General features: G+C 43.7%; 9 protein-coding genes. 4 read left to right on the forward strand and 5 right to left on the reverse strand.

Annotation, left to right across the window (positions count from 1 at the left end; all coding sequences use genetic code 11):
* Window positions 1-24: 24 nt before the first annotated feature.
* The 4 genes from BZ167_RS02155 to BZ167_RS02175 form a co-directional block, all read right to left on the reverse strand.
* Complete coding sequence (locus BZ167_RS02155) at window positions 25-4,797, reverse strand: type I polyketide synthase (protein WP_077391924.1); 4,773 nt, start codon at window positions 4,795-4,797, stop codon at window positions 25-27.
* On the reverse strand, window positions 4,797-17,051 hold the full coding sequence (locus tag BZ167_RS02160; protein WP_077391925.1) for an SDR family NAD(P)-dependent oxidoreductase: 12,255 nt from the start codon (window positions 17,049-17,051) through the stop codon (window positions 4,797-4,799). The genes BZ167_RS02155 and BZ167_RS02160 overlap by 1 nt, the downstream gene beginning before the upstream one ends.
* 21 nt (window positions 17,052-17,072) lie before the next feature.
* Entirely contained in the window at window positions 17,073-19,379 is a 2,307-nt protein-coding gene (fabD, locus tag BZ167_RS02165; protein WP_015417388.1) for an ACP S-malonyltransferase, read from the reverse strand.
* 455 nt (window positions 19,380-19,834) lie between these two features.
* Complete coding sequence (locus BZ167_RS02175; RefSeq protein ID WP_032865273.1) at window positions 19,835-20,473, reverse strand: YkyA family protein; 639 nt, start codon at window positions 20,471-20,473, stop codon at window positions 19,835-19,837.
* Between the two features lie 244 nt (window positions 20,474-20,717).
* Between BZ167_RS02175 and BZ167_RS02180 the strand changes: the two genes are divergently transcribed.
* Entirely contained in the window at window positions 20,718-20,897 is a 180-nt protein-coding gene (locus tag BZ167_RS02180) for a YjcZ family sporulation protein (protein WP_007409651.1), read from the forward strand.
* Window positions 20,898-21,009: 112 nt separating this feature from the next.
* Entirely contained in the window at window positions 21,010-21,564 is a 555-nt protein-coding gene (gene def / locus BZ167_RS02185) for a peptide deformylase (protein ID WP_003154544.1), read from the forward strand.
* Window positions 21,565-21,598: 34 nt separating this feature from the next.
* On the opposite strand, the gene BZ167_RS02190 is transcribed toward def, so the two are convergent.
* Window positions 21,599-22,372: a Cof-type HAD-IIB family hydrolase gene (locus BZ167_RS02190; RefSeq protein ID WP_033574608.1), complete on the reverse strand. Its 774-nt coding sequence runs from the start codon at window positions 22,370-22,372 to the stop codon at window positions 21,599-21,601.
* A 354-nt stretch (window positions 22,373-22,726) separates the two neighbouring features.
* On the opposite strand from BZ167_RS02190, the gene BZ167_RS02200 reads away from it, so the two are divergent.
* Both BZ167_RS02200 and rnjA read left to right on the forward strand, forming a co-directional pair.
* Complete coding sequence (locus BZ167_RS02200) at window positions 22,727-22,936, forward strand: DNA-dependent RNA polymerase subunit epsilon (protein ID WP_003154548.1); 210 nt, start codon at window positions 22,727-22,729, stop codon at window positions 22,934-22,936.
* 5 nt (window positions 22,937-22,941) lie between these two features.
* On the forward strand, window positions 22,942-24,609 hold the full coding sequence (rnjA, locus tag BZ167_RS02205) for a ribonuclease J1 (protein WP_003154550.1): 1,668 nt from the start codon (window positions 22,942-22,944) through the stop codon (window positions 24,607-24,609).
* Window positions 24,610-24,635 lie beyond the last annotated feature (26 nt).

The following is a 24,635-nucleotide window of genomic DNA, read 5'->3' on the forward strand; positions in this document are numbered from 1 at the left end:
ATGGCACTGCCGCAAAATGATAAACTAATCCTGCATACGCTCCAGCGCATAATCTGCTTCCTCCGCAGTCAGTTCGCCCGCTTTTAATTGTCTGAGGAGCTCTTTTACTCTCTCGTTCTTTCCATTGGAATCCGCTGTTGCACGAGTCTGTGCCTCCGCGGAAAACGTTTCTTTTTTACGAATAGTTACATCCTTCAAACCTGCAAGTCTTTCTCCTTGTTCATTAAGCAGCTGAATATCGTAAATAAGCTCGGATTGACCTTTTTGGCCTGTTTTACGCGCATAAGCCCAGCATTCTGCTGAAACCTTTTTCCGAACCGTAACCTCTCCTATTGAAAAAGGAACATAAACAGATGCCTCTTCTCTTCCGTCCGTAATTCCGAACAAAGATTGCAGAGCCCCATCAATTAAAGACGGATGCAATGTATAATGTTCAAGAGCATATGCGGCTTCTTTTGGCAGCAATAAGTGTGCAACCGCTTCTGTTTTTCCGCCCCATAAACGTTGAATCGGCTGAAAAGCGCGCCCATACAGGAACCCGTTTTCCCGAAAATACTCGTAACATTCATCTTGTTCACGGACAAAAGCACTTCTGTTTATCATCTCTTGTCTGTCGATGTTCTCTATATCATCATCACTGTAATGATGATCATAATCTAATTCCCCCGTCACAAATCCAGTCCTTACAGCAGCATCCTCGTCAGGTGACATGTTAAATAATATGCTGCCGTCTTTTACGGAAATGTGAGTGTAAATGGTCAGGCTCTCTTGCAAAAGCATGGCCGGTCTGGCAAATATCACGTTTTTTAAACGAGTGACCTTTTTCTTTCGATATGACCGCGTTCCCGCTGCGCATGCCATTTCAAGAAAAGCAGCTGCCGGGAGAATGCTCTTGTTTTTTACGATGTGGTCTTTTAACCAAATCTCTTTTTCTCTTAATGTCGTTTTAAAAAACTGCTGTTCCAGAGTAGATTCATTCGAATCCAGAAGCGGGTGCAGTGAAGACTGCCGCGGCAATATTTCCGTAAATGTTGCACTTTGGTTACGAGGCACCCAGTAAGACTCCTCAGCAAATGGATATAAAGGAAGCTTGACCTTTTGCGGGGTATATTCTTCATATAACTCTCTCCATTGAATATCAGCCCCGAAAGACCATAATTTTGCAAGAAGATTCAAGTCCTTTGTCTCCATCATCACCTCGAGGAATTTATCTTTCCTCTTTTGATCATGAAAGATAAAGACTTTATCAAAATCTTTCGTAACATTCCCTTTGTATACGCCCTCTCCAATTGTTCCTTCAGTACAGAAAGTTCTCAGCTTCTCCTTAAGTTCCGGCAAATCGGAAGCTACAACAGCAAGTCTGTCTTCCATCGGTTCCCTGCATGTCTGCAATGTAAAAGCGATATCAGCTGCCGAGACCTTTGTCTCCCGCTCTGTGAATTGCAGAAGGCGCCGGGCGTATTCTTTCAGTCTGTCTTCATTTTTAGCAGAGAGAACTGCGGCAAACGGACCGCTTATTGTTTGTGTGTCCGCATGGTTTTGATATTCTTCCACAATGACATGGGCATTTGCTCCGCCCGCTCCGAACGAACTGATTGCTGCTCTCCTGCGGGAGGCGCCTGATTCTTTCCGCCACTCTTCTTCTTTCTGCTGAACGTAAAAAGGCGTCTTTTCAAATCGGATATTTTGGTTCAGCTGTTCCGAGTGAATGGATGGCGCCAATTTCTGATGCTTAAATTGTAAAAGAACTTTTGTAAGGGCTGCTATACCTGCGGCAGACTCCAAATGTCCGATGTTAGACTTCACTGAGCCTATGGCACAAAATTGTTTATCGTCCGTAAATTTCTCAAACGCTTTTGTCAATCCTGCAATCTCAATCGGATCTCCGAGCGAGGTACCCGTTCCGTGTGCTTCCAAGTAGCTGACGGATCGCGGACTGATGCCCGATTTCTTAAAATTTTCAGCAATCAGCTCAGCTTGTGCATTCGGATTCGGAACCGTAAATCCATTGGTTTTTCCGCCATGATTTACAGATGTTCCTTTAATCACTCCGTATATATGGTCCTGATCAGCAATTGCTTTTTCCAAAGGTTTCAAAAGAACGGCGCCCGAACCTTCTCCCGGGACATAGCCGTCTCCGCCCTCTCCGAAACTTCTGCACAATCCTTCGGTGGAAACAAAATTACCTTGACTCAGCCAAAGGTATTTGCTGGGGTGTATGGACACATTAACGCCGCCCGCAAGCGCAATTTCACTTTCCCCTCTTTTAATGCTCTCACATGCCAAGTGAATGGCCGTCAGCGATGATGAACACATCGTATCCAGTGCAATGCTCGGACCGGAGAGATTAAAAAAGTATGAAACCCTGTTCGCAATAGATGAAAAGAAGGAACTGAGCGCAATCGGATTGCCCCGCGCAGTTTCTTCTGCGCCGAATAATTGATATTGTCCGTACATGGCTCCGACAAACACACCGGCTTTCATACCGTCAAGCTTCTCTTTTGTATATCCAGAATCTTCAAACGTATGCCAGGAGGTTTCGAGAAAAATTCGCTCCTGAGGGTCCATCAGCTCAGCTTCTTTATGAGAAATGTGGAAAAACAGCGGATCGAATTGATCAACACCGCTGATAAAACCGCCCCACTTACTGTTGATTTTTCCCTTCTCCATTTTGTCAGGACTGTAATTCGATCTGAAATCCCAACGTTCCTCGGGGATTTCAATAATACAGTTTTTCCCTCCGGCAATGTTTTCCCAGAACTCCTCAAGAGTATCCGAATTCGGATATCTTCCGCTCACACCGATAATGGCAATATCCTCACCCGGCTGAACCTTGCTCGGTGCAGATGCAACCCTCTGCTGCCGGTGCTGTTTTTTACTCAGATTTTCTCTTTTCTTCGGCACTCTTGTTACCGGAGCTGCCCCTGCGGCCTTAAGCACTTTTTCTTTAAAAGATGTTAGGAAGAAGTTAGAAAGCTCTTCAATGTTCTGATATTCAAAAAAGATTGTTTTTGGAAGATCCCCGAAAGTATCTTCAAGCTTTGAAATAAGTGACATGATCATAAGTGAGTTGATTCCGAATTTCTCAAAAGAGTCCTTCACATTTATTTTATGAGCTTGGATTTTCAAGACACCGCTGATGATCTTGATTAAATAGTCATTGACTTTTTCTTTCGCAGCATATTCCTCTTCTTCATCGTGTTCCGCCGTGAGTGTATCTTGATCTGCTACAACTGTATTTCTTTGAATCGAAAGCGCTTTTATCATTTTATCCCGCTTTCCTTCTGCAGGCATTAAGCTGGTAAATGAAGACCGCAGCATTTTCAGAAACGCTTCCAAAACAGAGGAAGTTCGCATCGGAGTCATTCCGTATTTTTCTTTTATTTGGTTGATTCCATTGCTGTCGAGACTCATCCCGCCATCTTTCAATAACGGCCAATTGATTGAAAGGGTTTTTCCGTTTCGGGAGAGCTGAGATCGAAGCACTGCAAAACTGTCCATAAAATGATTTGCGTACGCATAGTCACTTTGGCCGGCATTTCCGTAAGCGGAAAAAGAAGAAAAGAGAACAAAAAAATCAAGGTCTTCGTCTTTTGTCAGCTCATCCAGCCAGATTGTCCCGTAAACTTTCGGTTTCAGTACGTCCGTAAAATCACTGAGACTTTTATTTACAAGAAATGAGTCACGAAGGATGCCGGCAGCATGAATGATCCCGTTTATGCTGCCGTACCGCTGTTTAACGCCGAAAATGAATCGCTCTGCCTCTGTTCGATCTGTGATGTCCGTCCGCTGATATTCAACAATAGAGCCGCTCTCATTAAGCTTACTGATCCGTTCTTTTTGATCAGCGGTTAAAAAAGAACGGCCTGTAAGTATAATCACGGCTTGGTTTTCTTTAGCGATGTGTTCCGCAAACAGCAGCCCGAGTTTTCCCGCTCCTCCGGTAATGATATATATGCCGCCTTTTTGATACGTTACAGATCCGTTATCGTGTTCAGGAATATCAATATGCTGCAGCTCTTTCACATAACGGGTATATGAGTCTATTAAAATCTCACATTCATCCGTTTGAAAGCGCTGTATTTCACTGATTGCAGCATCCCACATCTCGGAAACCGGAGGATTTTTGTCAGAATCCTCATGGCGTATCTGTATGGTTTTCGCTTTAAGCTTAGAGCTTTCCATGTTTACCGTTTTCATGAACCCTCCGACAGCTTCATGAAACGGCTGATTCAGACCGCTTGTCCAATAAATATGCAATAACGTAACAGGTTCGTTTCTCCGCATTAAAGCTTTTGATAATAAAAAGAGCGAGTTGATCCCTCTGCGAAGAGTTTCATTAACGGATTTTTCAGTGAATTCTCTGATTTCTCCGTTCCATAAATAAAGCACGACATCAGGTGTAAATCCGTTTTCAGCCAAATCAGACAGCAGCATTTCGACATGATTTTCATCAGAAGGATTGATTGTGCATCTATTCCGTTCAATTCTATAATCAGAATCGGGCGTTACGAGAATGACACGGTTATGATCTCCATTCATCATCTCGGCATGCTGAAAAAGACGGTTATCCTGATCAAAAATCAGCATATTCCCCGGTGCCTGCTGATTCGGCATATCAATGTTGTTTGTTCTTACCCAATCGTTCTTAAAGAAAATGGTTGGGGACGGAGCTTGTGATTCCGGCTCCGCCTTTTTTTCCATTTGTTCTTTTCTGTAAGTGCGAATTAGCTCCAGTCCTGCATCAGGAGACATTTGCTGTTCTTCAATTAAGGAAAGTATTTGTTTGATCTGCACTATTTTCCCTCCAGCAGCTGATAAACTTGGTCAGCAGAAAGTTCACCGTTTTTCAATTGTTCTAATAAGAAGAGAATTTCCTGATCTTCATTTTTACGTCCTGCGGTTAATTCTCCCCCGGTCACTTTTCTGACAGAAAAGTCTTTCATGCTCACGGCTATTTCGCCGCTCTCGTTAATAAAATCAATGTTATACGTATAAAAACCGGTTTCTCTCACCGAGACATGGCATCGGGCAGTAAGCGCCCTCTTAATGTGAAGCTCTCTAAGTGAATATGGAACAAATAAGCCGTCTTTCTCATTATCTCTTAACAAAAATGCCGCCGCTTGAAAACCGCCGTCAATTAATGAAGGATGGAGTGTAAAATGTGAAAACCCGTTCGCTAAATGAGCCGGAAGCTCCAATTCTGCCATTAACTCCATATCACCGCGATATACGGCTTTCAACGTTTGAAAACTGCTATGATATGTCAGGCCCATACGACTGAAGCGGTGATAACACTCTTCCCGGCTTATGACAGCCTTACTGCTGCGTTTGAACTTATCAATATCGACATACTCAGCATTGCTGTTTATGTCCCCGAATACTGTTTCACTTTGTGTGCAGATTTGCTGCACGCCATCCGGACCCTCTTTACATATCGTTACGTTCAACTTATCTTGTTTCATTTCCAAGTCGGTATAAATGTGCAGCGTTTTTCCTTTATATAATATAGGTCTGTTCCACATCACGTCTTTTATTTTATATACTTTACTTTCTCCGCTTATTTCCGCACAAACAAGAGCCATTTCAAGCGAAGCGGCTCCCGGCAGCACATAGTCTCCTGAAACAAGATGATCAGTGACGAAAAATTCAGTTCCGGAAATAACAGTTTTAAATGCTTGTTTCTTTAATGTTGAGACATTCTCGCTGATTAATGGGTGAAGACTTTTGCTATTAACCTCGCTTTTGTTCTTTTTCGGGGTGAACCAATAACTCTCTTTTGCAAACGGATAAGTTGGCAGCGGCACTCTATTCAATTTCTTATTGCCGATTGTCTTCCATTCAAACTCGGCTCCATTGGCCCACCATTGTGCGAGCAGCTCCTCTTTTCCGCTTTGAAGAGCCTCCTTAATCATATATTCAGAAACAGCTGTGGGCTCTTCAGTGTTTTCACTTATAAATACGCCTTTTTGCACCTTGCTGTCATCAAGAAAGCTGACGTATTTATCTCTCAGCTCAGTCAGACTCGCTGCACATACGGCAATTCTTTCATTCATTGCTTCCCGGCCGTTTTGTAATGTAAATTCCATGTCACTGGCATTAACGGTCATGTCACCGGCAATCATGCGCTCCAAGTACTGAACCATATGCCGGATATACTCAAGTAATTGATCTTTGTTTTTCGCAGATAAAACAAAAATATGTGTGTTACCGTTGTTTTCCGGCACTTCTTTTTGAGGTTCCCTATATTCCTCTAAAACAATATGCGCGTTCACACCGCCGAATCCGAATGAGCTGACACCCGCTCTCCTCGGCAGATCGTTGTTCTCTTTATCTTTTATCGGATTCCACTTTTGAGCGGTTTCTGTGATATAAAATGGCGTATTTTCCAGTTTGATGTATGGATTGAGTTCTGAAAAATGGGCGAGTCCCGGAAGTTTGCGATATTTAAATGCCAGTAACACTTTCATCACTCCGGCTATTCCGGCAGCGGTTTCGAGATGGCCGATGTTTGTTTTCACAGACCCGATTCCGCAGCATTTCTGTTTCGCAAAAGGAATGTCCCATTCTAGATATAACGTTTTAAATGCCTTTATGATGCTGTTTACTTCAATCGGATCGCCAAGACTTGTCCCTGTGCCATGCGCTTCTATATATCCCGCAGTGGCAGGGCTGACCCCCGCCTTCCGCCAAGCTTCGGTTAATAAGTCCGCCTGTGCGTTCGGATTCGGAGCAGTCAAAGAATTGGCGCGGCCGCCGTGATTTACAGCTGACCCTTTAATCAAACCATATATATGATCACCGTCTGCCTGTGCTTTGCTGAGCGGCTTAAGCAATACTGCAGCCGCCCCTTCACTCCTTACATAGCCGTCAGCGCTTTTATCGAACGTTTTGCACTTTCCGTCTTTGGAAAGCATACCTGCTTTATCAAAAGCTATAAACAGAGTAGGGCTTGTCATAATATGCACTCCGCCTGCAATCGCCATTTCAAAATCGCCTCTTTGAATCCCCTCAGCCGCACGATGGAGTGCAACTAACGAACTTGAACAGGCAGTGTCAATCGGTTCGCTCGGACCCGTCAGGTTCAGCTGGTAAGAAATACGATTTGCCAATATACAATGATTTAAACCGGTTGCGGTCTGCGCCTGAACAGAGACGCCATTTTCATTCAGACGTTCAGCATAATCCGTTGTGGCGACCCCTGCAAACACCGCGGTTTTCGTCCCTGCCAAATCAGACGGCTTATAGCCCGCATCTTCTATTGTTTTCCATACAGTCTCCATAAAAATTCTTTGCTGGGGATCCATTAATTCTGCTTCGGCGGGAGAAATCCCGAAAAACAACGGATCAAAACTGTCCGCGCCTTTGATAAATCCGCCTTTTTTTATTTTTGTTCTATTGACGTCCCTGATCGGATCGCCGTCAAACTCTTTCCAGTCCCAACGATCTTCAGGAATGTCTGTAATCATATCCCGCCCTTTTTCAATTCCTTCCCAAAAGTCTTCCAGCGAATCTGTTTGGGGGAAACGGCCGCTTATTCCCACTATTGCAACCGGTTCATTCATATGTCTTTCCTCTTGCCTGGTTTTGTTTTCAGGCTCAAGGGAATGTTCATAGGTTTCCGGCGGAGGCGTGCTGTACAATGTTTTTTCGTCAGCTGCAGAAAAAGATTCTGTCTCAGCAAAAAGAATTTCTCCGTATTGCTCGATTACATAATCAGTTATTTCAGCCAGTGAATTGCATTCAAAGAAAATGGACGGCAATAATTCCGTACCATATTGTTGATTGATTTCATTTCCGAGTCTGGTAAACGTAATAGAATCAAATCCGTACTCGCCGAATGAAGTCTCTTCTTCTATTTCCTTTCTGTCAATCTTCAAAATACTTGACATCATCTTTGCGATGCCCTCAATCAGATTTTCTCTCCGGTCTTTCGCCGCAGATTCATCTGAAGAAAAAGAACCGCAGAGATGAAGCTCCTCGGAATACTCACTCTTTAAAAACTCAAGAAGTTCATTAAAATCAGTAAGACCGAAAAAATCTGACGGCATCATTGATATTCCTAAAGTTTCGTTTAATTCGTTGCCCAGCATTGTAAACATAATTGAATCAAATCCGTATTCACTTATCGGCAGTTCAAAATCAAATTCCCGTTCTTCAATTTTTAATACGCCGATGATGATGCGTGTCAAAGTGCTTTTTAAAGATTCAGTTATTGACAGCTCTTTCGGTTCGTGATTTTCGTCGGCGATTGCCGGATCACTTTTTCCGCTGTCAATCGTTATCATTCGTTCCAGCTTTAATTCATTACCGCTAAATACCATTATTTGATGTTCACACCCTGTCATTGCTTGATCAAATGCTGCAAGGCCTTCCCGTTTTCCCAGAGGCAGCATTCCGAAACGGTCATAAAGGAACTTCTCTGAATGAATATCAATTTGCATACCGCCTTCTTTCCATAAAGGCCAATTAATCGAGACTGTTTTTCCAGGTTTATTTTCCGCCGCTCTCATTTCCGCAAAATAATCCATAAACCGGTTTGCATAAGCATAATCAGTTTGTCCGGCATTCCCGATTATTGCGCTGATAGATGAAAACATAACAAAAAAGTCCAGAGGTTCACTGTCTGTATACCGGTCAAGCCATATCGTTCCGTAAACCTTGCTGGCCAAGACTGAATCGAGATCCTCTTCACGCTTATTGATGAGTAATGAATCTTTTATCACACCGGCGCTGTGAATAATTCCTTTAACAGGACCTAATTTGTTTTTGACGAGTTGTATCAGGTTGTTGACATTTTCCTTATCAGAAATATCGGTTCTTACATAAAAAACCTCTGATCCGTTTTTTTCGAGCTCTTTTACATTGCTTACGGCTTCCTCAGAAAGCTCAGACCTGCCGATAAGGACAAGTTTTATTCTCCCTTTTCGCACAAGATGTCTGGCGAAAATCAGTCCCAGACCGCCTGTTCCTCCTGTAATGAGGTAAACTCCCCCTTCTTTTACTTCCATCTTTTCGGGGGGCTCGGCACTTTCAATTTCTGCAGAGTGTTTCACCTGCCTGATTCCATCTCTGTATCTGATTTCTGAAGTTTCATCGCTGATGATTGTTTCTTTCACAAGGTTTTTTAATTCAGGCAGACCGGCGTTCAGCTGTAACTGAATTTCGTCGCTGTGTATTTCAATATTTTTACCGGACAACATAGGATGTTCTAAATGAAGCGACCTAAAAAAGCCGCTGATTGCCATCTGATAAGGTAAGATTTGATTTTCCCTTGTGAAAAATACATGTGATATCAGGATTTTATGTCTTGGGATTGTTGCTAACAGAGCTTTCGTTACATTGAAAACCGGCAAAACAGCCTCTTCCAGCTTTTCACGAATGTTATGCTCAATTCCCGTTTTAGGGCTCATCCCGATTAAAATGACGCGGTCAATTGTCACTTGTCTTTCTTTAAGAATCGCCAGCAATTTCTGATAGCCGTCAAGTTTGACGCTGTTCAATTCAAAGGAATCAGCTTCTTTTTCTTGAAAACTGCCGCCATGGCTGACAAAGATCATATTCAGGCCGATATCTTTATATGCCTGGCGGATCAGCGGTTCTGATATATCCCGACGGAGCGAAATCACAAGACAGCTGTTTAAACCGCTGGCTTCAGGCTGATGAAGCAGAGGGACCCGCTTCCACGTATCAGTGTAATACTTAACTGAATGCCGCTCATCCTGAGTCTGCGGTGCAGCCCTTAATGCCTTCAACGCTAAGTTTTTTATTTTAAGACTTACAGATCCGTTTTCATCCATAAATAGTATATGAAACCTTTTGACATCATCATGTTGTCTTTCATCGGCAGCTGTAATGTAAGCATAGCCGTTTGCCGAAGGTGCGTGAAGAATCTCCAGCTCACCTAATTCAAAAGGCAAATATGCGGTGTGACCGTCTTGCTGACCGGACGTAAACCCTGTTGTGGATTGAAAAATGCCATCCAATAAACACGGTTCCAGCAGCGTGCCGGATTTTTTATGAATGCTCTCAGGAAGTGATATTCGTGCAAGAACAGCATTTTCATGGATAAACAGCTGTTTTATTACCTGAAAACTGGTTCCATAGTCCAAACCGCTCTGCCGGAAATCCCTATAACACTCAGTGCCGCTGATTAATCTTTTCTGTCCGGTTAACCAGCTGTCCAATTGAAAACGCTCTGTTTGAGAGGCATCTTGATCTCCGCATGTGATAATGTTTCCTTGGCAGTGAACTGCCGCTTCAGGTTGCATATCGGTTTTCACCACAAATCTGCCGTCTTTTTGATTCGGCAGCAGATCTATCATTATCGTCTTTTCTTTTTCAACGGTTATCGGAACCGCCCATACAACCTGACTCAGTTTTATGACTGATTTTCCGTACAGCCTCTCTCCCGCTTCTCTGGCCGCTTCGATGATTGCCGCTCCGGGCAGAACCGCTTTCCCATGCACAACATGGTCTTTTACATAATATTCAGAATCTGAAAGCGTTTTATAAAATCGGCACTCACCTGCTGAAAAATCAAATAAAGGAGCTGTACCGGCTGCTGATGTTGTTTGCGCCTTATTTGACACCCACAGTCTGTTTTTTAAGAAAGGGTAAGTCGGCAGGGCAATTTTTCTCGGTTTTCTGCCGGTGCGGAAATCTTCCCAGCTTAAATTGCCTCCTGATACCCAAAATTCAGCCATTTCGGTTAATGTGGTGCTGCCGGATTTGAGCGGAAGATCCGATTGCCGCTGTCCGCGTTTATGATTCGGTTTTTTCCCTCTAAATATTTCGTGATCGTCAATTCCATTATAAAAGTGATTTAATTTCAACATCAGATCATCGATATTATTTGAAATGACAGCAAGCCTTTCCGGCATGGCTTCACGCCCTTCAAGAAGGGTATACGCAATATCAGAAAGGTGAAGCGGCTTGTTTGTTCCCGGCGGCTGTAAAAACTCGCCCTGCTTATGACGGGCCTTTTGAAGATATTCCTCCAGCTGTTTTGCTGATTCCCGTAAACTCAGTGAATGCTTGGCTGAGAGTACGATAAGTTCCTCACTTTCCTCACGCCTCGTATGACAGTCAGCAGCAGACTCATACTCTTCCACAAGGATATGAGCATTTGCCCCGCCCGCTCCGAAAGAACTTAATCCCGCACGCCGCGGATATTTGCTGTCAGAATGTTTTTCATTCACGGGTTTTATCCAGTCGGCGGTTTCCTGCTGGAGGCAAAAAGGTGTCTCTTCCAGATAAAGATCCGGATGCACCCGTTCAGCATGCAGTGTTGCGGCTATTTTTTTATACTTCATTTGTAAGATAATCTTTGTCAGGCCGGCAATACCCGCGGCCGCTTCCAGGTGTCCGATGTTAGATTTAATCGATCCGAGAGAGCAATATGAAACATCTTCGGTATAAGCTCTAAACGCCTTGGTCAGGCCTCGGACTTCAATCGGGTCACCCAGCGGCGTTCCCGTGCCGTGGGCTTCAATAAAGCTGACACTTCTGGCGCTCCAACCGGCCGCTTTAAGAGCTCCTTGAATTAAATCCGCCTGTGCGGCAGGATTAGGCACCGTATAGCCATTTGTCTTTCCGCCATGATTAATTGCCGTTCCTTTAATGACTGCGTACACAGTATCTTTATCACGTATGGCATCTTTAAGCGGTTTAAGAATAACGGCCCCTACACCTTCCCCGGGCACGAAACCGTCGCCGCCTTCTCCAAAACTTCTGCATTTTCCCGATTTTGAAAGCATTCCCATCTGACATCGGTATAAATAGTCAGAAGGATGAAGATACAAATTTACTCCTCCCGCAACCGCAACCGAGCACTCACCCTTTGTTAAACTTTGGCAAGCCATGTGAATTGCCGTTAAGGATGAAGAACAAGCCGTATCTACAGGGACACTGGGACCTGTAAAGTCAAATGTGTAAGACACTCTGTTCGCGAGAGACCATGGGAACGAATTTGGAAGTACATCGTTTTTGTCCGTCGGTATTCTTTCGCCGAGCAGCTTGTAAGAATTGGTCGTCACTCCCGCAAATACACCGACATGTTTTTCGGTCTGCTTTCTCAACCCTTCAATGGTATATCCCGAATCTTCAAATGCTTTCCACACGGTTTCGAGAAATATTCGTTCCTGAGGATCCATCGCTTCTGCTTCTCTCGGCGATATTTGGAAAAACAAAGAATCAAATGATTCAGCATTCTTTAAAAATCCGCCCCATTTGCAATAAATTTTCCCCTCATGCGCTTTAGCGGGGTCTGGATCATAGTAGGTCTCATAATTCCATCGTTCTTTCGGAATTTCTGTGATTGCGGTTCTCTCTTCTGATAGAAGCTCCCACAATTCTTCGATATTTTCAGCCCCGGGATAACGGCCGCTGATACCGATTACCGCTATCCCGTCAAGATGTTCTTTTTCCTCCGCCGCAGGTGCAGTGATGTTTTGTTCCGGTCTGGCGGGGGTAATGCTCTGAATCTGTTTTCCTTTTTCCTCCCGTGAAAATAAACGCCCCAGCCGATCCGGATATTCCTTTACAAGATGATCTGCTAAATCTCTGATTGTATGAAATTCAAATAAAAGCGTTTTCGAAATTGCTCCCAGTGACTGCTCCAGCTTTGTGTTGCATTGATGAATCATAACCGAATCCATTCCATATTCAGCCAGATGCACATCTTGATCGATCTCTTCCCGTTCTGCACCGACCTCTGAGGAGATGATATTGGTTAAAAACAAAACTGTCTGATCCAAAATATCGCCTTGAGCCAAAGGAATGGCACTGCCTGTCTCTGTTTCATCCGTCAAAAATCTCTGCCGCATAAATTGTTCAAAGCGCTCATGATCACCGCAGACTGCAATATTATGCAGCTGACCCGAAGTTACAATCCGCGAAAACCATTGCGTTCCGTCTTCAACAGGAAGTTCTTCGAGCCCGGAACCATGAAAAAGAGACGTCCGCCCTTGACCTGACAGGTTCGCCCCCATTCCGATGTCTTGCCATAAAGGCCAATTGATTGTCAGCGTGCGGCCGCTGCGCAGAGAATTTTGCCGTTTCTGTTCCCGATATTCGGCAAAATGATCTAAAAAGCCGTTTGCATATGCATAATCACACTGGCCTTCGTTCCCTGCAATAGAGACGACTGAAGAAAAAACGGCGAAAAAATCCAATTCCAGCGACTTCGTTGCATGATCAAGATTCAATGCACCATGAACTTTCGGAGCAATCACCTCTGAAAGTTCCTGCTTTGTTTTTCGAAAAAGCAGCGAGTCTCTGATAACTCCTGCACAATGAATGATGCCATGAAGTCCTGCATGCTGAACGGTAATACCGTCAATCATTTTTTTTACCGCTTCTTTATCGGATATATTCGCCTGTATATAATAAACCTTTGCTTTAAAGCTGTTCAGGTATTCTAAATGTTTCTGCTTATCTCCGTTTAAAGCAGATCGCCCCGATAGAATAATGGTGGATCTTTCAGTTTTCGCGCAATATTCAGCGACTTTACTGCCAATCCCCCCGAATCCCCCTGTAATTAAATACACTTTATCTTTTTCAGGGTATTGAATGGCCTTTCTGTTTGTTTCTCTCTGCTTCACTAACATCCGTGCATATCTTACGCAGCCTCTGTACTTGATATAAAGATGCCGATCAGGCGCTGTGTTTATTTCTTTATAAAGAATGTCAGCCTTCTCTGAAAATGAAACGGATGCAGAATCATGTTCAAAGCAAACCGTCTTACAATGAAGCTGCGGGTATTCTTGTTTTACCGAATTTAAAAAACCGTTCATACCTTCAAAATACGGCAATTTTTCTTTTTGATTCGCGCTGAATGTATAAATGAACGTTACTTTATTTATAAGGTTCTCGCTTATTAAAGCCTTAGTCAGATAAAACACGGAATAAATTCCTGATTCGAGTGTTTCTTCCAGTTCAGGCTGTTTTTCAGACCACGTATGCAAAATTGCATCAGGCACTGCGCCTTTTTCCTTTAACAGACGAATGACACCTTGATAATCTTCGGGACGCTGCCTGTTGATCGTGAAAACACTGTCGCTTATCTGCTCTAAACGCTCACCGGGCATAATAAGATATGCGGACGTATTCTCTCTTTTTTTCAGCTCTTCAAAATAGTCTTTATTCCCGGAGAACAACAAAATAGTACAAGCTTGTCGGCTGCCCGCTTCATTCTCAATTGCGGTTTCTTTCCATACCGGCGTATAAAGTGCCTGATTCTTCTTTTCTGAAAAAGCCGTGTCTGATTTTACCGGCTGAGGGTTTAAAGAAAATTGAGAGCGCTCAAACGGATAAGGCGGAAGCGGGGCTTTTCTTTTATGATCATCACCTAGTTTCGCCCATTCAATCTCTTCTCCTGAAAGCCACATTTGCATAAATGAATGATATAGAGCCTCATCGGCTGGTTTGTCCGCTTCAAAAGCAGCCGCTTTGTTTAGTTTTGCTGATGGAGGGAGCGATCCGAATTGAAAAACTGAAAAATCAGAAATATTCACATTCGGCTCCGTTCCCTTTTCTTCCGTGTGAAGCGGCATATGGTCAGCTATCTCCTGAGACACGGCATCCATTTGATTGTATTCTGTCATCAACGGAAAACGAGTTTTATCATAAAAACCTGCCGGCTGCTCATTAATACAAGCAACAGCCTGTTTAATTCCGTCTTGCTTTTTCAATAACATGCTCAGAAAAAGTTCTTTAGACAAGATTCCTTCATCCAGTAAATTTAATATTTCCAGAACATAATCATTATTAAAGAATCCATCATAATCTGTTAAATCCCATCTCTTATACAGTCTTCTCATAGAGGCAAGGATAGCCATGATCGCTGCTTCCTCATCAGCCGGCAATGCGTTTCTTTTATCCGCCGTGCGATTCACAATATAAGATAAAATCTCGATTTCCTGAGTCTTCCCCGCTTTATCCCACTCTTCTAAAAACCCTTTAAACGTATATTGGTGCTCAAGAAGCAGCCGTGTTTTCCCGTACAGGCGGTCTGCAAAATCAGCCGGGAAGCTCAGACCGTTCAGCAGCACCCTTACATATTCTTCATTTAATCGAACCGGCGGGTACGTTTTTGAAGTGTACGGATTGACAAATTGCATGGACGGCGGCTCACAGGATATGTGCGAAGGTTTTTCAGCGCCTGTGATGACAGAAATGGCCTTTTCAATTTTGATGATATCCGCTGCTGCAAGAGCGACGTAATATCCGTCTCCGGCGCCTGTAATGAGGCTTGGCTTAAAACCGGATGCCAGGATACTTTTTATGATTTCCGTATTGATAACTAAAGAATACAAGCGGATTTTCTCAGGCGTCCATTTTCTTTTAAATGAACTGTGCAATGTTGGTATACCCTTCAGCACCGGCCTTACGTTCTTTTCTAAATCAGGGAACACCCGTTTCAAAACGGCAAATTGTTTATAACTTTCCCATTTGAAGTCACCGATGGCAAGCGCCCATTCAGAATCTTGTTTCCTCCGAAAACTTAATCCCTCTTTAAGCTGATTTTTAAATTCCTCCTTGCTGCCTGCCAATAAACCAGCCCTGTAATCAAACGATGTCCTTGTTAAAAGGGTGCTGCTGATCACTTCATTTGATATTTTGCAAAATTCCTCAGAATCGTCAGCAAAGGTTCTCCAATGATGTATCATTTGTTTCATGCTTTCTTCACTTTTAGCGGAAAAAAGGAAGGGTACCCTTCCTTTTCTGTCAGATTCGTCTTTTGTATGTATAAATTCTTCGATGATGACGTGAGAGTTGACACCCCCAAAACCGAAGGAGCTGATTCCCGCCCTGAGCGGAGCCCCGTCTGCCGCCTTCCAATCACTTGAATCAAGCGCCGGCCTAAACGGTGTTTTTTCAAACTGTATAATTGGGTTTACCGTATGTACATTCAGGCTTTTCGGCACCCTCCGGTGTTTCATCATCATTAGAACTTTTATCAATCCGGCCATTCCCGCCGCTGCTTCTGTATGACCGATATTTGTTTTCACACTTCCGATCCTGCAATATTGAGTATCCTCAGTATATTGCCGATACGCTTTTGTCAATGCTTCTATTTCTATCGGATCGCCCAGAGATGTACCTGTGCCATGTGCTTCTACATAAGAAACCGTCGCAGCATCGACAGCAGCGTTGTGTAAAGCTTCTGAGATGACCCGGCACTGCGCTTCTGCTCTGGGAGCGGTTATGGAACGGGTTTTACCGCCATGATTAACAGCTGTCCCTTTTATGATCCCGTATATATGGTGACCGGCTTTTACTGCATCACCAAGGCGCTGCAGCAATACAACGCCTGCCCCTTCTCCGGGAACGTACCCGTTCGCCGCTGCGTCAAAAGTTTTACATTTGCCGTCAGGACTCAGCATTCTGGCTTTGGAAAAAGAAATATATTTTCCGGGTTGGAAATTCAAGTTTACTCCCGATGCGATTGCATAATCGCTTTCTTTTGTCCGCAATGACTTAACCGCTTCATGTAAAGCAACAAGCGATGATGCACAAGCGGCATTTACAGACATGCTTTTTCCGGTCAAACCGAATGTGTATGAAAGCCGGTTGGAAAGCATAGCTTCGAAACTTCCTAAACAGGCATAACTGTCGATTTCCGATTCAGCATGACCTGTCTGCCGGTAGTCAGAATTCATAATACCCGCAAAAACAGAAGTGGTTTTACGCTGGAGATCCTGCAAAGAAACCCCGGAATCTTCGATGCACCGCCAAGTTTCTTCTAAAAGGATTCTTTGCTCAGGATCCATGTTTTTCGCTTCCCGGGGAGAGATATTAAAAAACTTATGGTCGAAATGGTCAGCTTTATGAATAAAACCTCCCCACTTGCTGATTGTTTTGTTCGGTATACTGATATCAGCTGAATAATAAAGATCGGGATCCCACCGTTCAATCGGCACTTCCCGGATGGAATCTTTGCCGCTATTTATGTTTTCCCAGAATTCATGATAATGATCTGCATCGGGGAATCTGCAAGCAACCCCGATTATCGCGATATCCGCACTCTGTTTATTCAAATGAACCATTGGCCTCCACCCGCTCCTTCTTTAGTGTAGAAATAACGTATCCAATCTGCGCCTTAGCAGACTTTCGGTCTCATTCATCAATTTTTCACCAATGTCATCGACATGTCTGTTTCTCCATGATTCCAAATCCGTGCCCTTTACCCAATGATTAAAAGCGCCTAAAGACGGGCCGCAATGAACTTGGAAATTCACCTTTTGTTCTTCCTGCCCTTCCAAAGCAAGCAGACATCCTCTCTGCAAATACCACTTAAATAGTAACAGCATCTTATATTTTTGATTGCGCTCAGCTTTTTGGGCCAGGTTCGGCTGTTTTTCTAATATGCTTTCGTAGATTTCATCAAAAGTCTTGTTAAAATAATCATTTTCGAGCTGAATCTTTGTCTTTTCATCTATCTCACTCAACGACTCATATTGTTGGTAGATTTGAAATAATTTATTTGCCCTGACCGAAAACAGCGTGCCCTTTTTCAGCACCTGAACCTTTGTTCCGAACTCAAACAGAGTCTCCGAAGGCGCATAAGCAGTATCGCATATTCCTGTCTCACTCAGCATTTCTTTAACAAAACCGCTTGTTTCGGCTTCAACTGTACATTGATTAATGGATCCCGTCATAATAAAATCAGCGCCCATTAAAAAAGCAGACGCGGCAGACTCGGGAGTTCCGATTCCTCCCGCAGCCCCGACCCTTATCTTCCTTGCGTATTTGTGTGTTTCCATCATTTCATCCCGCAGGTTAACAAAAAACGGCAGCATCGCTGTCAATGAGCCCTGTTCAGTATTACTTCCGCAATCTGCTTCAATAATGATATCGTCTGCTGCCGGAATACGGCTGAGCCACTCCGCCTGCTCTTCCGTCAGCATACCGTGCTGACACATTCTCTTTACGATACTTTGAGGAGGCGGACTCAGAAATGCGGCCGCAACTTCCGGCCGTGAAACTTTGGCAATGATCCGATTATGAGGTATGACCCTGCCGCTTTTGTCTATCTTCAACTGATGCGCTTTGTAATAGATTAATGGTGCGCTGACGGAAAGATACGAAGACGCTTCTATTACTCGTACGTCATGCTTGATATATAAATCTATCAATTCCTTTTCTCTATCTTGATGATCCGGCTCAAATCGCAGATTCATTCCGTAGGGCTGGCCATTTTTGAGTGTCTTCTTAATAGAAATAAGGGCCTGTTCAATTTCCCTTATAGGTAAACCCGCTGTGCCAAAGAACCCCAGCATTCCTTTCTTCCCGAGGCGGATCAGCATTTCAGCGGAAGAAATCCCCCTATTCATCGCACCTGCCAAATACGCGTATGTCAAACCGTAATCTTCTTTGAAAGATTGATCACCCAATCGGGACACCGGTGAAGCTGCACCGCTCTCTATATTTTCGGCCAAGAGGCTATGCTCTTTCCCGCTTTCCGAATTGTCCTTGTTCCCTTCAGAAAAAAAGAGACTGTCTTCCGGCGCACTGATAGTAAGCGGTTCCTCATCTCTTTGTATGGTTTGAATTAATTTAGTCAGAATGTTTCCGGGACCGATCTCTTCAAACAGAGTGACGCCTTGTCCCATTAGATACCTAATGCTTTCAGTCCATTTTACCGAGTTTGTTATTTGTTCAATTAAATTCCGTTTGATATCTTCTTGTTTATAAGGTCTTGCCGTATAGTTAGAAATGACCGGGAAATTCAATTCAGAAAAATGAAACTCCTCGATAAATTCCGCAAATTCACGCTGTGCACTTTCCATGAAACGAGAATGAAAAGCTCCGCCGACTTGCAATACGATATAAGCTTTCGCCCCTTCTTTTTCAAAAAAAGAGGCTGCCCGCTTTATCTCTTCTGCAGCCCCTGCTATCACAATTTGTGAAGATGTATTGTAATTGGCGATATCTATCTGGCCGAGTTCATACTTTTGAAGTATTTTTTTTATGTGATGCTCATCCAGTCCGATCACGGCAGCCATTCCGCCCTCGGAAGCCTCACTCATTAACTCGCCTCTTTTAGCAACCAGCCGGAGACCTGTTTCAAAATTAAAAACGCCGGCCGCAAAAAGCGCAGTATATTCACCCAGACTATGTCCTGCAACAGCATCAGGGCGTGTATGACCTTCTTTTAAACCCTTTAAATATTGCAGTGCGCTCACTGTATAAATTGCAGGCTGTGTATACTTCGTATCAGTCAGCCTTTCTTTTTCATCTGAAAGGCATAAATCCTTTATGGAGTATCCTAAAATATGATCTGCCTTTTTAATGAGCTCACTGAATTCATCGAATAAGTCTCTGCCCATTCCTTTAAACTGCGCTCCCTGTCCGGGAAAGACGTAAGCAAGCATTTGTTTTCCTCCTGTTCCGTATTTCTGCCGTTTCTTTTCGTTCCGATTTTGATTAACGTTTTTCACTTCAATTTTAAAATTGTCGTTTACTCTCAGCACCCTTACTTAATAAGCATTACGAAGCAAAATAAAAAAACCTTTATGCCGGATAAAGGTTTAAAAGCAAAAGCATGTACAAATATCATATCGCCGTAAATATAAATAGATAGAATTTTCTGATAATTAAAATCGCATTTTCATTCTGTTTTATATATATCAATATAATAAAAACATTCCAACGTGCCGAAACAACGATTGGTTTTATGTGAATATTTCCCTAAATAAATACTATACCATGATTTACTTGTTGTCAATGGGAAACACACGTATATACCAATTCTTCAGCCGCCTTTTTACAGGCGGCTGAACTCGGTTGTTATCAGTTCATCAGCCCATGCCGATATGCCTTCACTATACTATTTGCGGAATAATAGTTCTTTCTCTTTGTTGTAGTCTTTAGTAAATTGATTGAACTCATCTGCTTGTTTATGCACCTTTTCGTAAACTGAGTTTACTTTGCTGATTTGCTCTTCCAGCTGCGCTAATGTGAGCTTTTTATCTTTAATCAGTTTATAAAGGTCCTTATCAAGTGAAATGGCTTTTTCGTACTTTTTGTACAAAAGATCATAAGATGCATACCTTTTCTCCATTAAAGCGACAGCATGCCCGGCTTTTTCTTTTACTTTCTTATCCTTTATTTCTTGAGAAGTTTTTTTTGCGGATTCAAACGCTTTTTTTGAATCATCAATACTGTCTTTTTCTGCTTTCAGATGTTTTTTTCGCTGATTTGCATTGCTCAGAGCCTGATCAGACAGTGTGACAATTTTCTGGTAATCATCCATATTCAGTTTAACCGCGCTGTCGTATAGCTTATGCTCTTTTTTCTCCAATTTTTCTAATGTTTTCTGCTCTTTTTGAAACGGTTTTTCCGCTTGAACGGCTTTTTCCATCGAGTCATGAAGCGATTCAACCGGATCTTTTCCCCCGCAGCCGGCAAGAAGCATACTTGCGGCGCCGAGCGCTCCGATTCCTGCTAATACCTTTTTTTGAATCATATTCACTTAAAATCCCCCAATCTTGACAATTTCCACTATAGAAGCCCGAACGCTTTTTGACAATAGCTGAGCTGTAATTGGTATGACCGTGTAAAGACGCTTACGGTGCTTTCAAAGAATACTTGCGTAAAAAATTGAGAAAACAGGGCGGATGACCATACATCTTTTTGGCTTTTACATAGTTTATAGTAGACGCCGGCCCTGCTGACAGAGGGTCAGCGTAATTAAAAGAGGAGGTTTTTTTATGTACGGATATGGATTTGGCGGCGGATTTGGCGGCGGTTGTTGCGGCGGCGGATATGGTTATGGCGGCGGTTACGGTTACGGCTGCGGCGGCGGATACGGCCGCACATTCGCATTAATCGTCGTATTGTTTATCTTATTAATCATCGTCGGTGCCGCTTATTTAGGCTGCGGCTGCTGACATTATACACCATGAACATCGGCCGGCCTGCTATGGCCGGCCAATTGTTTCGTTGCGCCGCGATAAAGAAATTCGCTATAATTTACATATTAAGCTTTAGGAGTGAAGTTTCTTGATTACTATGGAAAATATTGTGCGAGACGGACATCCCGCGCTCAGAGAGATCGCTGAAGAGGTACAGCTTCCCGCTTCTGACGAAGAAAAACAGCATCTTGCTGATATGATTGAGTTTGTGAAAAACAGCCAAAATCCTGAATTAGCCGAGAAATACAAGCTTCGTCCGGGCGTCGGTCTTGCCGCTCCCCAAACAGACGTAAAAAAACGGATGATCGCCGTCCATGCAGAAGATGCGAAAGGCACTTTATACAGCTATGCTCTTTTTAACCCTAAGATCGTCAGCCACTCAGTGGAAAAAAGCTACTTGACGAGCGGAGAAGGCTGCCTGTCGGTAGACGAACCCATTCCCGGCTATGTGCCGCGCTACGCCCGCATCCGCGTAAAGGCGGTGACGCTTGAAGGAGAACAGATTGACATCCGCCTCAAAGGTTTTCCGGCCATCGTGTTTCAGCACGAAATCGATCATCTGAACGGCGTGATGTTTTACGACCATATTGATAAAGAAAATCCGTTCAAAGAACCTGAAAACGCCATTGCCATTGACCGTTAAAAATAACCGGCACTTCCCAAAGTGCCGGTTTTCTTTATTTCAAAAGGCTCAGTTCTTTGACGGCCCAGCTGATTCCTTCCTCATCCACCGGCTTTGTGACGAAATCGGCGGCAGCTTTTAATTCCGGAACCGCATTTCCCATCGCCACCCCGGTGCCGACAAAACGGATCATCTCAAGATCATTTAGTCCGTCGCCGAATGCATAAGTGTCACTTACGCCGTACGGAAGCCGCTCAAGCACTCTTTTAATGCCTTCCGCTTTTGAACCGCCTTTCGGAAGCACATCCGTTGACAATTCATGCCAGCGGACGTAATCAAACTCCGGAAAAGCGGCATATGCTTTTTCTTCATGTCCGCGGCAGAATAAAAGCAGCTGATAAATTTCTTTTCCTTTATAAAATGTTTCATCAACTTCGGGATAAGGCGCTTTCAGACTGCCGATTCCTTCCGAGACGTGCGGATGTCCGGGGACGGTCGTTTTCATCGTGTCTTCCGCCATAAATACGACGGGGTGCTCCCCTTCTGCCGCCTGCTTTAATAAACGCGCAACCGCATCTTCAGGAAGCGGATTTTTATAAATGACCTCACCTTCAAATACGACATACTGGCCGTTGTATGAAATAAATGATTCAATCTCAAGCTCTTCCAGAATCGGTTTTACCATAAACGGGGACCTTCCGCTGGCGATAAAAACGTGATGGCCAGCCTCTTTAAGCGCCTTCACGGCGTTTCTTGCGCTATCGGGAATATGTTTATCATGGTCATAGATCGTGCCGTCAATATCAAAAAAGATCAGTTTTGGATTCATGTCAATTTCTCCTTTTTCCCGTTTATCAGTCGTGTCTTTTTCAATATCATCATACAGAAAGTTTTTCTTCCGGAAAACCGCCTTGATGAAATTCCAGTTTTACCCACGAAAACAAATTCATTTTTTCCGCATACTACTGCTATAAAGGGCTTTAAAGGAGGTATACGATGCTGCGCCGATTACGGAAGAAACTCAGAAGACAGTGGGGCGGAATGCTCCGGAAAAAAGTCATCGCGTAGAAGGGATCTTTCGTTTTTTGAAAGTCCCTTTTTTGCTCGAGACTTTCCTTATAATCCGTTTTCGAATATAATAGAATAAGCGAGTCTAACATACGGCATTTAAGGAGAGATTTGGATGATTTATAAGGTATTTTATCAAGAGAAGGCTGACGAAGTACCTGTTCGGGAAAAAACAGATTCACTTTACATTGAGGGCGTTTCAGAACGGGACGTCAGAACGAAACTGAAAGATCAGAAATACAACATTGAATTTGTTCAGCCTGTGGACGGTGCTTTTTTAGAATATGAGAAGCAGAGCGAAAATTTTAAAGTATTGGAGTTATGAGCGGAATGAAATTTGTAAAAAATGACCAGACTGCCGTTTTCGCCCTCGGCGGATTGGGCGAGATCGGGAAAAATACGTACGGGGTGCAGTTTCAGGATGAAATTGTACTGATTGATGCGGGAATCAAGTTCCCGGAAGATGAACTTCTCGGCATCGATTACGTAATCCCCGATTACACGTATTTAGTAAAAAATGAAGATAAAATTAAAGGTCTGTTTATCACCCACGGTCACGAAGACCATATCGGCGGTATTCCGTACCTGCTCAGACAAGTAAATATTCCCGTTTACGGCGGTAAACTCGCGATCGGCTTACTTCGGAATAAACTTGAAGAGCACGGGCTGTTAAGACAGACCAAATTAAATATCATCGGTGAAGACGACATCGTGAAGTTCCGCAAGACGTCAGTATCCTTCTTCAGAACGACACACAGCATTCCGGATTCATACGGAATCGTCGTCAAAACACCGCCGGGCAATATCGTACATACCGGGGACTTTAAGTTCGATTTCACACCGGTAGGCGAACCGGCAAACTTGACAAAGATGGCTGAAATCGGGAAAGAAGGCGTTTTGTGCCTGCTTTCTGACAGTACAAACAGTGAGGTTCCTGATTTCACCATGTCAGAACGCCGCGTAGGCGAAAGCATTCACGATATTTTCCGGAAAGTGGACGGCAGAATTATATTTGCGACATTCGCTTCGAATATACACCGTCTTCAGCAGGTGATTGAAGCAGCCGTTTTAAACGGCAGAAAAGTTGCCGTATTCGGACGCAGTATGGAATCGGCTATTGAAATCGGACAAAATCTCGGTTACATTACCTGTCCTAAAAATACGTTTATTGAGCATAACGAAATCAATCGTATGCCTGCCAATAAGGTAACGATTTTATGTACGGGAAGCCAAGGTGAACCGATGGCGGCGTTATCACGTATCGCTAACGGGACGCACCGGCAGATTTCCATTAATCCCGGAGATACGGTCGTCTTTTCTTCCTCTCCGATTCCCGGAAACACAATCAGCGTAAGCCGCACCATCAACCAGCTGTACCGTGCGGGCGCAGAAGTCATTCACGGTTCATTGAATGACATTCATACATCCGGACACGGCGGACAGGAAGAGCAGAAATTAATGCTCCGCCTGATCAAACCGAAGTTCTTTATGCCGATTCACGGTGAGTACAGAATGCAGAAAATGCACGTCAAACTCGCGACTGATTGCGGCATACCCGAAGAAAACTGCTTTATCATGGATAATGGCGAAGTGCTGGCCCTCAAAGGCGAAGAAGCCGCTGTGGCAGGCAAAATTCCGTCCGGCTCCGTTTACATTGACGGAAGCGGAATCGGTGATATCGGCAATATCGTGCTCCGCGACCGCCGCATTCTTTCAGAAGAAGGCCTTGTTATCGTTGTTGTCAGCATCAATATGGACGACTTTAAGGTTTCGGCGGGGCCTGATTTAATCTCAAGAGGTTTTGTATACATGAGAGAATCCGGTGATTTGATCAATGACGCGCAGCAGCTGATTTCGAACCATCTGGAGAAAGTAATGGATCGGAAAACAACGCAGTGGTCCGAAATTAAAAACGAAATTACCGATACACTTGCTCCGTTCCTATACGAAAAAACAAAACGCCGCCCGATGATCCTTCCGATCATTATGGAGGTCTAAAAAAAACTGCACTCGTAATGAGTGCA

It is taken from the genome of Bacillus sp. 275 (genome assembly GCF_001999205.1).
GTDB lineage: Bacteria > Bacillota > Bacilli > Bacillales > Bacillaceae > Bacillus > Bacillus velezensis.

Excerpts from the sequence above, each read along its gene's own strand:
- BZ167_RS02160 (WP_077391925.1), bottom strand. The coding sequence starts at position 17,051 with ATGGTTCATTTGAATAAACAGAGTGCGGATATCGCGATAATCGGGGTT.
- fabD (WP_015417388.1), bottom strand. The coding sequence starts at position 19,379 with ATGCTTGCTTACGTCTTTCCCGGACAGGGAGCGCAGTTTAAAGGAATG.
- BZ167_RS02175 (WP_032865273.1), bottom strand. The coding sequence starts at position 20,473 with ATGATTCAAAAAAAGGTATTAGCAGGAATCGGAGCGCTCGGCGCCGCA.
- BZ167_RS02180 (WP_007409651.1), top strand. The coding sequence starts at position 20,718 with ATGTACGGATATGGATTTGGCGGCGGATTTGGCGGCGGTTGTTGCGGC.
- BZ167_RS02190 (WP_033574608.1), bottom strand. The coding sequence starts at position 22,372 with ATGAATCCAAAACTGATCTTTTTTGATATTGACGGCACGATCTATGAC.
- BZ167_RS02200 (WP_003154548.1), top strand. The coding sequence starts at position 22,727 with ATGATTTATAAGGTATTTTATCAAGAGAAGGCTGACGAAGTACCTGTT.
- rnjA (WP_003154550.1), top strand. The coding sequence starts at position 22,942 with ATGAAATTTGTAAAAAATGACCAGACTGCCGTTTTCGCCCTCGGCGGA.